Origin of the sequence: Caulobacter sp. CCNWLW153 (assembly GCF_036889365.1) — a bacterium.
Classification (GTDB): domain Bacteria; phylum Pseudomonadota; class Alphaproteobacteria; order Caulobacterales; family Caulobacteraceae; genus Caulobacter; species Caulobacter radicis.
Genome location: NZ_JBAKFV010000020.1, coordinates 1 through 12,206, shown reverse-complemented (window position 1 = coordinate 12,206; position 12,206 = coordinate 1). Strand labels below are relative to the sequence as shown.

General features: G+C 60.0%; 10 protein-coding genes. 8 read left to right on the top strand and 2 right to left on the bottom strand.

The genetic code is table 11. The annotated features are described in order from the left end of the window. The first annotated feature begins 41 nt into the window (after positions 1-41). From V6S85_RS23605 to V6S85_RS23580, 6 genes are all read left to right on the top strand, one after another. Positions 42-1,178: an aminotransferase class V-fold PLP-dependent enzyme gene (locus V6S85_RS23605; protein ID WP_334350474.1), complete on the top strand. Its 1,137-nt coding sequence runs from the start codon at positions 42-44 to the stop codon at positions 1,176-1,178. 371 nt (positions 1,179-1,549) lie between these two features. Continuing rightward, positions 1,550-3,463 carry a DEAD/DEAH box helicase family protein gene (locus V6S85_RS23600; protein WP_334350473.1) on the top strand — a complete coding sequence of 638 codons (1,914 nt, stop codon included), beginning with the start codon at positions 1,550-1,552 and terminating at the stop codon, positions 3,461-3,463. Further along, on the top strand, positions 3,460-3,624 hold the full coding sequence (locus V6S85_RS23595; protein WP_334350472.1) for a hypothetical protein: 165 nt from the start codon (positions 3,460-3,462) through the stop codon (positions 3,622-3,624). The genes V6S85_RS23600 and V6S85_RS23595 overlap by 4 nt, the downstream gene beginning before the upstream one ends. Further along, positions 3,621-5,702 carry an AAA family ATPase gene (locus tag V6S85_RS23590; RefSeq protein WP_334350471.1) on the top strand — a complete coding sequence of 694 codons (2,082 nt, stop codon included), beginning with the start codon at positions 3,621-3,623 and terminating at the stop codon, positions 5,700-5,702. Before V6S85_RS23595 ends, V6S85_RS23590 begins: the two co-directional genes overlap by 4 nt. Beyond that, on the top strand, positions 5,699-6,163 hold the full coding sequence (locus V6S85_RS23585) for a DNA phosphorothioation-associated protein 4 (protein WP_334350470.1): 465 nt from the start codon (positions 5,699-5,701) through the stop codon (positions 6,161-6,163). The genes V6S85_RS23590 and V6S85_RS23585 overlap by 4 nt, the downstream gene beginning before the upstream one ends. A 5-nt stretch (positions 6,164-6,168) precedes the next feature. Further along, positions 6,169-6,597 (top strand): hypothetical protein, encoded by a 429-nt coding sequence (locus V6S85_RS23580; RefSeq protein ID WP_334350469.1) that lies wholly within the window; start codon positions 6,169-6,171, stop codon positions 6,595-6,597. A gap of 50 nt (positions 6,598-6,647) precedes the next feature. Here V6S85_RS23580 and V6S85_RS23575 read toward each other — a convergent pair whose 3' ends face one another. After that, complete coding sequence (locus V6S85_RS23575; protein ID WP_334350468.1) at positions 6,648-6,962, bottom strand: hypothetical protein; 315 nt, start codon at positions 6,960-6,962, stop codon at positions 6,648-6,650. A 328-nt stretch (positions 6,963-7,290) separates the two neighbouring features. Here V6S85_RS23575 and V6S85_RS23570 point away from each other — a divergent pair, with 328 nt between their 5' ends. Further along, positions 7,291-9,123, top strand: a complete 1,833-nt coding sequence (locus V6S85_RS23570; RefSeq protein WP_334350467.1) for a DUF262 domain-containing protein — start codon at positions 7,291-7,293, stop codon at positions 9,121-9,123. Positions 9,124-9,523: 400 nt separating this feature from the next. Here the strand turns inward: V6S85_RS23570 and V6S85_RS23565 are convergent, their stop codons facing one another. Next, positions 9,524-10,525, bottom strand: coding sequence for a LacI family DNA-binding transcriptional regulator (locus V6S85_RS23565; RefSeq protein ID WP_116563759.1), 1,002 nt, complete (start codon positions 10,523-10,525; stop codon positions 9,524-9,526). Positions 10,526-10,728: 203 nt separating this feature from the next. On the opposite strand from V6S85_RS23565, the gene V6S85_RS23560 reads away from it, so the two are divergent. Continuing rightward, on the top strand, positions 10,729-11,922 hold the full coding sequence (locus V6S85_RS23560; RefSeq protein ID WP_334350466.1) for an MFS transporter: 1,194 nt from the start codon (positions 10,729-10,731) through the stop codon (positions 11,920-11,922). Positions 11,923-12,206 lie beyond the last annotated feature (284 nt).

Genomic DNA, 12,206 nt, shown 5'->3' with positions numbered 1-12,206 from the left:
TATCAAACATCCATAGTACGTTTTCCCGAGAACCATATTCGATGGATTATCCCATCTACGTCGACACGGCCGCGACCACCCGGGTCGACCCGCGGGTCGCGGCGCTGATCACCGAGCTTTTCCTGGAAGAGTACGGAAACGCCGGCAGCCGCACCCATGCCTACGGGGCTGAGGCCAATCGCGCCGTCCAGCAAGCCAGGGCTTCTATCGCCGAAGTCGTGGCGGCCACGCCCGACGAGGTCACCTTCACCAGCGGCGCCACCGAGAGCAACAATTTGGCCATTCTGGGCCTGGCCGGCCACGGCAAAGCGACGGGGCGCCGGCACCTCGTGACCACGGCCATCGAGCATAAGGCGGTGCTCGAGCCAATGGCGCGATTGGCGGACGAAGGGTTCGAGGTGACCATCGTGGCACCTGGGCGGGATGGACGAGTCGACGCTGCAGCGGTTCTGGCGGCGGTCCGCCCCGACACGCTCCTGGTGTCGGTCATGCACGCCAACAACGAAACCGGGGCGATCCAACCGATCGGTCAGATCGCGGAGGGCCTGGAGGCTGACGGTCCCTATTTTCACATCGATGCGGCCCAGACCTTTGGCAAGCTCCTAGACGAACCGCGTTCGCCTCGGATCGATCTGATCAGCGCCAGTGGGCATAAGGTGTATGGCCCAAAGGGCGTTGGCACCCTCATTGCCCGTCGCCGCAAAGGTCGTCGTCTCCCCCTGACGCCGCTCATGGTCGGCGGGGGGCAGGAACGAGGACTTCGTCCCGGCACCTTGCCTGTGCCGTTGATCGCCGGCTTTGGTCTAGCGTCGCAGCTGGCTCTATCGGAACGGAAAAACCGCGCGGCTCGGTGTGCGGAGATACGCAGCGGAGCACTGGCCGCGATCGGCCAGATTGGCGCTCTCGTCCACGGAGGTGATATCGGGCTGGATCACATTCTTAGCTTTGCCGTTCCTGGCGTTGATTCCGAGGCGGCGATCGTAGCGCTCAAGCCCTATGTGGCCATTTCCAATGGCTCGGCTTGCACCTCAGCGTCTTACGAACCGAGCCACGTTCTGACCGCAATGAAGCTGGACGGCGACGAGATCGCCGGGACGGTTCGGATGTCCTGGTCGCACGACACGCCGGATCTTCCATGGGTCGACGTTATCGCTGCACTCAAGGAGCTCAAGCGCTAGGGCTGATCGGAACCGTTGCCGCCATTTAGTGGCCAGCGACCGCCCAAAGAGGCCGTCAGGATTCGCTCGCCGACGGCACCCGCCGGCTCATCTCCTAAGAGGGCGCTTTTCGCGCCCTTCACCTTCCGGTCTCGCTAACGTAGTACTCCATACTACGATCGGGGAAGGGTAACTGTTTGACTGGGGCGGCGCTAAGCCAGCTGGCGTTCAGGTCCGGTTATCGGAGCGGCGTCGACGATCTTGCACGAGATCTCTTCGTAAGGGCGCTCTCTACAGCCTCAAGCTATCGTAGGGCGGCGGGGTTCTTTTCGAGTTCAGCTTTTCACGCGCTGGCGCCTGGACTCAGGCGTTTGTTTGAGCGTGGAGGGGTAATGACACTGGTGTGCTCGCCCCTCCTTAGTCGCAAAGATTTAGGTGCAATAAAGAGGTATTATATAGATCGGAGCGCTAGCCTCTCCGGCGAGTCCATCGAAAATCTGTTTGAAGGGTTGGTAGCGCAGCGTATCTCGAGCGATGCACTATTTGGTGAGCTACTGCGTCGATCTATATTGCGGATGTACGTCGCTCGCCCTTCAGAGGCGGCGTCGCCCGCAATATATCACGAGAAATTCGCGATTTTTTCCGACGAAGCGGAGGCTCTTGTCGCCTCTGGAAGCGGCAATGAATCTGCGCTCGCACTAAAGGGTAGTTTCGAGCGGTTTGAGGTATTTAGGTCTTGGATCGCCGACGAGCGACGGGCGACTCTCAGGTTTGAATCCCAATTTCAGGCGATGTTGGAAAACAGGACGCAAGGCCTGATGGTGGCGCCGCTCTTTCAAGCTTACCGCGACGGATGGATGGAGGTTAGGATCGGTACGGTCGCAGACGAAAGAGCCGCCCCAATGGTCCCGCTGCGCGTTGAGGAGCCCGAACTGCTAGTCCCGTTTCCCAAGGGGCTCTTCGTGCATCAGCAAAAGGCGATTTCAAAGTGGGCTGAGGCGGGGGGCAAGGGTATCCTCGCGATGGCGACTGGATCGGGTAAGACGATCACTTCGCTTTCTATTGCCGCTCAGCTGCACGATGCGATGGATGGCAAGCCGCTGGCAATTTTGATTATTGCCCCGTTCATCCACCTGGTGGATCAATGGATTGAAGTCTCAAGACAATTTGGCCTCAATCCAATCCGTTGCGCCGAGGGGGAGGCTCGATGGAGTGGCGAGCTATCAACGGCGATCGGGGCGGTAAATGGCGGCCAGCGCCGCGTCCTCAGCATGGTCGCCACGAGCGCGACGTTGCAGACGCCAGGATTTCAGAAGCTGCTCGCGCGCCTGCGGGCTGTGCTTCTTGTGATTGGTGATGAGGCTCACAACTACGGTTCCCAGAAAGTGGCAGCAGCTCTTCCGGCGTTTGCCACTTATCGGATCGGGCTATCCGCCACGCCAGAGAAGTGGATGGACGCACCAGGCACCGCCCGCATCGAGAGCTATTTTGGGAAGACAGTTTACGAGTATAGTTTGGAAGATGCTATCCGGGATAGCATCCTCGTGCCTTATGAGTACACGACAATATTTTCCACCCTAAATCCTTCAGAGGTGGAGGCATACGAGGCGATATCAGCAAAGCTGGCAAAATTTGGGATCGCGGACGGCAATTCCGATCTCTCGGAGGGGGCAAAATCTCTCTTGATGAAGAGGGCGCGTATTCTTTCATCTACTAAAGAGAAATTGCCGAAGCTAAAGGAACTACTCGGTCATAGGAAGCACGACACGCATATACTTATTTACTGCGGCGACGGGCGCGTCGAGGGTGACCACGACGAAATCCCCCCAAAGCAAATAGAGGAGGTGGTGCAGATCGCATCTGACCTCGGTATCGTTTGCGCCAAATATACCGCAGATACGCCGCCGGAAATCCGACGTCAGATTTTGGCGGATTTCGACCAGGGGCGGATTCAGGCGCTGGTAGCGATCCGATGCCTGGATGAAGGTGTCGACGTCCCTTCGACTCGGACCGCATATATCTTGTCTAGCAGCACCAACCCCCGGCAGTTCGTTCAGCGTCGCGGACGTGTATTGCGAAAATCGCCTTCTACTGGAAAGCAAAGCGCGGAAATCTTTGATTTTTTCGTTGTTCCGCCGATCCAGGCTGGCGAAAGCGATACTTCACGCGCAATGCGCATGGTTGTGAAAAATCAGCTTCAGCGTGTTATGGAGTTCTCGAGCTTAGCTTTGAACGGTCCCGAGGCCCGCGCGGGCATCCTCGACTGGACGAAGGAGCATGGTTTGGTTTGGTTGTGGGGCAAATGAGCAGCATCAAGGAGCAGGTGGCGGAGCTACTGCAGAGCCTCACGACCGAAGAGCAGCAGCTTTTGAGCCGTGTGTTGAAGGTCGAGCAGGAAAAGCTTTACCAGCGCCAACCGCAAGTGCGTGAAGATCTCATGAAAGCCGTAAGGGATGTTATTAAATGATCCTTCAGCGGCTATACATTGAGAATTTCCGACAATTTTACGGAAAGCAAAATATTGAATTTGCCGTGGGAAAGGAGCGTAATATTACGCTGATCCACGGCTTCAACGGTGCCGGCAAGACGGCGTTGCTGAATGCGTTCGTGTGGTGCCTCTATGGCGAGACCACTGACGATTTTGAGGCTCCTGATCGCCTAGCAAGCGAAGCAGCGATGACGGAGGCCCCGGAAGGCGGTTCCGTCACGGTGAAGGTGCGCCTGACGTTTAAGAATCGGGATGGCCTGTATGTCGTCGAACGGTCCGTCGCCGTCACCAAAAAAGGTATTGAACAAGTTCCTGATGCTGAGAAAGTCGGGCTTTCGGTGCAAAAGGCTGGTGAGGCGGAGCTAACTCCGATCCCATCATCTGTCCAACCGCGAATTAACACCCTGCTTTCTCAAACCTTGTACCCGTTCTTCTTCTTCAATGGTGAACGCGTCGAGTGGCTGGCGAGCGCTGACGCCTATGAGCAGGTTGAGGAGGGGCTAAAGAGCCTACTCGACATCAAGATTTACGAGCGTTCCCTCCACCACCTCAAGGAAGTTGTCTCGAAGGAATTGACCGCCGAGCTAAAGAAGCACGGTGGTGAGGAGCTGCAGGCCGCCGTGTCTGAGCTTGAAGCGCTCAAGGAAAAAGCGGACGACCTCGCCAAGGAAGAAAAGCGTTCCGCTAACGCGATCGCGCTCCTAACGAAGGAGAAAGACACCTATGAGCAATCGCAGCGTGAGCTCCAGTCGCTGGCGGAGCTCGTCGTCCAGCGGGATGGCCTCAGGACGCAGCGCGAGCAATATCGGGTTAATTTGGCGGAGCGCACCGGCGAGCTGGCCAAGGCCGTTTCAACTAATGGCTATTTGGGCTTGGGTGGCCCTGAGCTCGAAAGCACCCGGCAGGCAGTCGCAGCTGCACGGCAACGGGGGGAGCTTCCGGCTAAAATCAAGCCGCAGTTCGTCGAAGACCTTCTCCAGCAAAAATTGTGCATCTGCGGCCGGTCTCTAGATGATGAACATCAGCATGAAATCGATGCGCTTCGAAAGTGGCAACAGAATACCGGACTTGCTGAATATGAGGAAGCGGTATCCCAAACAAGCGCCGCGATAAACTCTCTGGAGTCGCGCCGCAGAGACTATTTCCAATTGATTGATGAGCTTCAGGGAAAGCGCTCCGGTCTCAAAGCGCAGATGCGTCTGCTTGACGACCAATTGAATGATATTGACCTCAAACTGGGAGATCCGGAGGCGGGCGATAAGGCCGTAAGCCTTGCCGAGCAAATTCAGCGGGTCACCAACGACATAATTGACGAGAAGGCGGGCCTGCTACGCACGACCCAGGACCTGGCATCTAATAAGGTGATTCAAGAAGAGGCTGAGCGGCGATTAGGAAAGCTCAAGGCCAGCGACCAGATGGGCGAGCTCATTAAGCGCCGGCGGGAGGCTGTCGACCGTGTAGCCAACGTGCTTCGGCAAATCTACGATCTTCGTAAGGATGATGTTCGTCAGGATTTGAGCGCTCGCATCGCGCGGCTTTGGAACGATGCTGCGGTCAAGGATTACACAGCGTCGTTGAACGAAGATTTCCAACTCCGATTGACGAAACGCGTAGGCGGGATTGAACAACCTGTTCACGGCGCATCGACAGGGGAGAAGCAGGTTCTTGCACTGAGCTTCGTTGGAAGCTTAGTCGAGAAAGCGCGGAAGAACCTTGAAGACTCGGCGAGTTCAGAAATGGATGTTGAGCAAGGCGGAGAATATCCCCTCGTGATGGACTCACCGTTTGGATCTCTCGAAGACGACTACCGCGCCAAAGTGGCTCAATGGATACCTAGGCTCGCGAGTCAGGTGGTTATCCTCGTCTCCAAAACTCAATGGCGCGTGGAGGTGGAGAAGGAGGTTCGACCCAAAGTCGGAAAGGAGTACGTCTTGGAACTGCACTCTACAAAGCCTGACAGCGGGCGCACCATTGATATTATCGACGAGACGTATCCGTACGTGGTGGAGACGACAGACCCTTACGAGCGCACCCAAATCCAGTTGGTCGGCAAATGATCGGTCGCATCGCTCCGCCGCGGGACCTAGAGGGTCTCCTGGACCGTTTCACCACGCCTGACGCTCACGGGGTGCATGCACTCTTTGAGACAAAACAGAAGGTGTTGATGTTCGCCGCTGCGCTAGGTCGGCGTCGTGGCTCGTCCCTGCCGTTAGACCGGAAGGGGGTCGCCATCCGGTATGACATCTTTGAGCGGGCGCTAGACGACGGCTTTATCGATGCACTCTCGATCGCCACAACGGACGATCTAAAGGTCTTGTCGCCTGAGCGTGCCGACGAGCGCATTAGGATCTTCGAAGAATATGCCCACGCTGGGCTCGTCGAGATGGAAGAGCGCTGCTTCAATCAAACGGGGGATCCGCTTGAGGAACTAATTGCCATCGTGGATGAACAGCGTCAGGGACCGAGCGAGGGTCTAACTGGCATCGACCCGGGCATTTTGAGCAAATTGCTGAAGTGACGACGTTGGGCGACCCTGTTGAGGAGATTCTCAATCTTCTCGGCCTAGGCGACCAGGCACAAAGTCAGGCGCAGGGCGACGCCCTCGATTCGCTCGAGACCCCGCTCGCGGAAGCTGCCTCATATCGCCTGTTGAAGGTGGTCAACGATACCGGTGCAGAGTGGATCGAGCTTGAGGGCATCGATCCAGTCTTTCGAGTTACGCGCACGAAGGCCAAGCTGCTTAGAGATTTAGGTGATATCGTTGCTGCCTGGTCTCGGGGCGTGCCTCCGCCATCTTCCCACGGGGCGTCTCAGATTCGACTGATCGGCAACGACAAGTCTCGGCTAGAGATACGCCACAAGGATTGGCGCCCAATCCGTATGACAAAATTGCATGCCAACGCGATTACTCGATTTAGGATCGCGATCGGCGAATTCGCTGACGGCAACTAGCCGATGCGCCATCGCCCAGCGCGTCGAGATTTTCATGCCTTCAGCCTATTTTAGCGGCCGAAGTTTTCGACAGAGCCACGGGGTAGCGTGATGCCCCTGCCACCTGCCTCCCAGATGCACGAACTATGGCAAAGCGCGGCGAAGCGCCTCAATCCGCTCCTGGCAGACTTCAAAAGCGACGCCTTATAGCGCAGCCACCCGTTGCTCCAACCAATGAGGTGTTCGTCAGAAATCCGGTAATGATCTGAATAGCGCGCTTCGACGTATGTGCGGCGGATCAGATCGAATCCCTGGCGCTCGAACTTGGTTTTCGGCCAGATGCCGATCAGGCGGTTGTCGAGTTCTTCAGCGCGATCTCTCAGCAAGTTGAGAAGCTCGCGCGCCGCGCTGGCGACAACGGGATGGGGCCCCGGCCGCGCCCAGGTGCGGCGTGCGCATCATCGCCGCCAGGGTCTTGGCCTGCTTACCTTCTTGGCTCGTCTAAAGCGTCTAGGTCTAATTGTGGAGCTTCTAGCGCAGCTTAGGCGCGAAGGGGGCTGTCCGCCTATCGTAAAAGGCCGCCCGGCTCGGGCGATCGGTGCCCTATGGGCGATTAGGCTTCGGAATCAGTGCGTGTCTTTTGAAAAAATGACAAGTTAGAAGCGAGTCGGCAGGTGAAGGCCGAGGGGTAGATGACAATCACGGGGGCGGAATTTGGCCATCAAGCCAACACAACACGGCATCAAGGTGCTCTTTGAACAAAACCACACGTTCCAGGTCCCGAAATACCAGCGCGGCTACGCATGGGAGGATGAATCCGTAGAGGATTTCCTGTCTGATATTACTCGCTGTCTTAAAGCTCGGGCCAGCGGATCGCCTCTCAACCACTTTTTTGGTGGCGTCGTGGCCGCAAAATGGCCGATCGAAAACTCAAATCGCTCAAACTATGAAGTAATTGATGGTCAACAGCGATTGGCCACCTTCGTGCTACTGATCGCTAAGCTCAGCCAAAAAATGTCCGCAGTCGTCGAAGCTTTCGATAAAGAAAAGGCTTTGAGCGCCGATGAGGTTGTCGTCAAGACATTCCTGACGGAGACCCTATTACAACTTCGGGCTCTGTACCTCTTTTATAGAGACAATGTCGGTATGGCGTATGTCGAGGTTCGTAAGCTAACGCTTTCCGAAGCCGATAATGAGTTTTTTCAGGCGCTTATTGATGCGACGCCGATCGCGCCTCAACGCGCCTCGCATGAGCGCCTTGCAAAAGCCTGGAGCCTGATTGGCGATTTCATTGAAGCCACGATATTCGGCGACGGGCCGGTCGCGGGCGCCGAGAAGGTCAGGATGCTTGTTAATGCGGTGCTGGAGAATGATTGCAGCGTCATTTTCATGGCGGCCGACACCCGGAGCGAGGCCTACCAGATCTTCCAGGTGCTAAATGACCGCGGCGTTCTGCTAACCGATGGCGACCTGCTCCGCGCGAAGACGATGGAAGCCCTGGATACAGATGCTCTACGCCCCATGCAGGCCAAGGTCGCAAAGCGATGGGATGAGGTCCTAGCGTACGCGCCTAAAGACACGGACGACTATCTGCGCTGGTATTTTTCGAGCCATGAGGGGCGGCGTCCTACCTCCTCAGGTCTCGCCGACCAATTCATGACGTATCGCTTCAAGCTGGAGGAGGGCGCGGCGCTGATGGGAGCGAAGGCCCAGAGCCTCCTCGGCGAAGTCAAAGCCATGTCAGAGGCCTTCGGCCAATTGAAGGAAATGGGGGAAGGCGAGTGGCCGCTTGATCCCGATCCTAAGGTTTTTGTTTGGGACCGCGAGCGCCTGCGCATGCTTGTCACCCATCTCAAACATACCAACGCCATGCCGCTGTTGCTTTCACTGCAACTGCTAGGTCCACGAAACTTCGCCACGGCCGTAGCCTCGTTAGAGCGGTTTGTCTTTCGGTACAAAACCATCGGAAATGGCCATGCCACCCCGATGACCGAGCTCTATGTCAGACACGCCAAGCAAATTCGTGGGAACCCGGCCGCGTACAAAATTTCCAATCTGAAGAACGACCTCAATGAGCTGCTGGATAAGCATGTCCCAGAGGTTGTATTCAGGACGAATTTGGCTCAAACATCTTACAGTCCAAGAACCGGCAACGGACATGTCCGTTATCTTCTTATAGCCATTGAAGATCATATTGATTGGTTGAAGGGGCAGGCAGCGGGAACGCCGAAGTGTAAGGACAAAGCCGTCGTCTTCGATTTTGCGAATACGACGCTGGAGCACATCTACCCGCGCTCAGCCAAACCGGCAGATAAAGTGGCGGCGCTTGAGCCACATAAGGATAGCCTGGGCAATCTCACAATATTTGGCCCAGAGGAAAATGATAAACTCGCCAACAAATCCTACAAAGACAAGCGAAGCGTCCTTAAGAAATCTAAACTGCGGATCAATCGGGACATCAGTGACAGCCCTACCTGGGGCCCTAAGCAAGTTAAAGACCGGACAGCTGCTATCATCGATATGGCGGTGAAGCTCTTCATCCCCTAATGCACAGCCTTGTGGACGTCAGAGGCGATTAGTTGGGCCGCTATTGGGCTCCTGCCCGACAATGACGGCGCCCAATTCGTCCCAATCGCTAGCGCCGCACACGCGGAGCGGTGCGTCTGGCGCCACTGACAGACAATCCAATCCATTATAGAGGACGTCGCTCAGCCGTGAGACGGCCTGTTCTAGCAAACTAGCTCGCAACCATTAGGTGGCGCGCCATTGCGATTCGACCCGTTTAGGATTGCTCATATTTTGGAGGTTTGCGGATCGATTTGTGGGACAGTATCTCGCCTAACTCAACCTAACAATTTGAAACTCTGAAGGTTTGACAGAAATTGAGTGTCCACCCTCTCCGCCATTACCCCCTGAAAACCTGGACCGACCAAAGCGCTTCCAGCGCCTAGCCTCGTCGCGTGCTCTCGCGCTCGACAAGCCGCGACGGCACGGTCCGCGCCACGCAGGTCGCGCCGGCCTCGAGGTCGAGCAGCTCCATCGCCGTGGCTACATGGGCGTCCACGTCCTGGTCGAACGAGGTCAGGCGGTAGGGAGCCCATTCGGCCATGTCGAGATTGTCGTAGCCGATCACCTGCACGTCGCCCGGCGCGGTCAGTCCGAAGTCCTCGCGCAGCACGTCGATGACGCCGAAGGCGGCCAGGTCGTTGGCGCAGAACAGGGCGTCCGGGCGATCGGACGACGAGAACAGGTCTCGCGCCGCCCGAGCGCCGCTGGCGTAGTCGTAGCCGCCGCCGGCCCGCGTCGCCGGCGGCAGGCCAAGCTCGGCGAGACCATGGGCGAAGCCCGCCTCGCGGGCGACCTGGGCCGGGCTGTCGGCGGGCCCCGCCACGAAACCGAAGCGGCTTCCGCCCCGCTCGCTCAGCAGCCGCGCGGCCGCGACCCCGGCGGCGAAGTTGTCGGACGACACCGAGCGGATCCAGTCGCCCGCCAGGTCCGAGTTCAGGGTGACGATCGGGATGCGCAGCTTCGACAGCTGGTCGGCGGCGCCTTGCGAGGTCAGGGCCAGGGCCGAGACCACGGCGTCGACGCGGTAGCCGGCCAGCTGGTCGACCACCCCGTCGAGGATGCGGTCGCTGTCGACCCGCACCAGCATCATCTGCCGGCCGGCCGCCGTCAGGGCCCGGGAGAAGGCCTCCAGCGTCATGGCGAAATAGGGATTGTAGAAGCCGCCGACCACGACGGCGACGATGCCCGAACGGTTGGTCTGCAGGATCTTGGGCAGGAGGTTGGGCCGATAGCCCAGGGCCTCGGCCGCCTCCAGGATCCTGGCGCGCGTGGCCTGCGCGATCCGGGCGCCGGGCGTGAAGGCGCGCGACACCGCCGACTGCGACACGCCCGCCGCCCTGGCCACGTCGGTCGACGACGGCGGCCGCCAGTTTCCGCTCATGCGGCGATCCCTCGCGCGATTTCCCCTCGTGATCCCTATTAGAGGGTTGCCTTCGGAATGGCGAGTGAATAGCTATGCACACATTCGACCAACCGCAGCGCGGCTCCTAACCGCGCGCCGTCTCCGCCGGACCTTCGCGTCCGGGCGGGCGATGGGCGCGTGCGCGACCAGCCTCGCCGCTTTCCGCCCCAGCAAGGTCCGCCATGAGCGTCCCCGCCCGCCGCCCCGCCCCCTCCGCGGCGCTCGTCCAACTGGCCCTGGCCCTGGGCGGCTTCGCCATCGGCACCACCGAGTTCGCCTCGATGAGCCTGCTGCCCGACTTCGCCCGCGCCCTGGGCGTGGACGAGCCGACGGCCGGCCACGCCATCAGCGCCTATGCCCTGGGCGTCGTCGTCGGCGCGCCGGTGATCGCGGTGCTGGCCGCCAAGATCGCCCGCCGCACCCTGCTGGTCGGGCTGATGGTGCTGTTCGCCATCGGCAACGGCCTGTCGGCCCTGTCGCCGACCTTCGAGACCATGGTGATCTTCCGCTTCCTCAGCGGCCTGCCGCACGGGGCCTATTTCGGCGTCGCCGCCCTGGTCGCCGCCTCGCTGGCCCCGCCCGACAAGCGGGCCTCGGCGGTGGCGCGGGTGATGATCGGCCTGACCGTGGCCACCATCGTCGGCGTCCCCCTGGCCAACGCCGTGGGCCAGTGGATCGGCTGGCGCTGGGGCTTCGTCATCGTCTCGGCGCTGGCGACCCTGACGGCCGTCTCGGTGTTCCTGCTGGCCCCGCGCGAACCCGCGCCCAAGGACGCCAGCCCCCTGCGCGAACTGTCGGCCCTGGCCAGCCGCCGTGTCTGGCTGACGCTGGGCATCGGCGCCATCGGCTTTGGCGGCATGTTCGCGGTCTACACCTACCTGGCCTCGACCCTGGTCGAGGTCACCCACGCCTCGCCCACCGCCCTCCCGCTGGTGCTGATGGTGTTTGGCCTGGGCATGACGGCCGGCACACTGGTCTGCGCCTGGGCCGCCGACCGCGCCCTGATGCCGGCCGTCGGCGCCATCCTCTTGTGGAGCGCCGCGTCGCTGGCGCTCTATCCGCTGGCCGTGGGCAGCCTGTGGACCCTGGTCCCGGTGGTGTTCCTGATCGGCTGCGGCGGCGGCCTGGGCGCGGCCCTGCAGACCCGCCTGATGGACGTGGCCGGCGAGGCCCAGACCCTGGCGGCGGCGCTGAACCACTCGGCCTTCAACACCGCCAACGCGCTGGGCCCCTGGCTGGCCGGCATGGCGGTCGCGGCCGGCTTCGGCTGGCGCTCGACCGGCTGGGTCGGCTGCGCCCTGGCGGCGGGCGGCTTCGTGATCTGGGCGATCGCCGTCTGGGACGACCGCCGCGAGCGGGCCCTGGCGGCGGCCTGATAGCCCCTTCCCCGTAAGACCCCCGCGAAAGCGGGGACCCAGGTGTTTTATCGTCGAGCGCGGCGGGTAGCAGAAAAAGCCTGGGTCCCCGCTTTCGCGGGGATTTTACGGAAGAGAGGCGCCTATGCGGTCGCCATCTCCGACAACCCCAGGGCCACCGCCTCGGCCTTCGGCCCGATCACCAGATGCACCACCGGCCCGTCGAGCCGGACCAGCGCCCGCACGCCGGCGGCCTTGAGGGCCGCCTCGTCGAGCTTGTCGGGATCGGCCAGTTCCAGGCGCAG

Coding starts and splice junctions, on each gene's coding strand:
- V6S85_RS23605 (WP_334350474.1), top strand. CDS start 42: ATGGATTATCCCATCTACGTCGACACGGCCGCGACCACCCGGGTCGAC.
- V6S85_RS23600 (WP_334350473.1), top strand. CDS start 1,550: ATGACACTGGTGTGCTCGCCCCTCCTTAGTCGCAAAGATTTAGGTGCA.
- V6S85_RS23595 (WP_334350472.1), top strand. CDS start 3,460: ATGAGCAGCATCAAGGAGCAGGTGGCGGAGCTACTGCAGAGCCTCACG.
- V6S85_RS23590 (WP_334350471.1), top strand. CDS start 3,621: ATGATCCTTCAGCGGCTATACATTGAGAATTTCCGACAATTTTACGGA.
- V6S85_RS23585 (WP_334350470.1), top strand. CDS start 5,699: ATGATCGGTCGCATCGCTCCGCCGCGGGACCTAGAGGGTCTCCTGGAC.
- V6S85_RS23565 (WP_116563759.1), bottom strand. CDS start 10,525: ATGAGCGGAAACTGGCGGCCGCCGTCGTCGACCGACGTGGCCAGGGCG.
- V6S85_RS23560 (WP_334350466.1), top strand. CDS start 10,729: ATGAGCGTCCCCGCCCGCCGCCCCGCCCCCTCCGCGGCGCTCGTCCAA.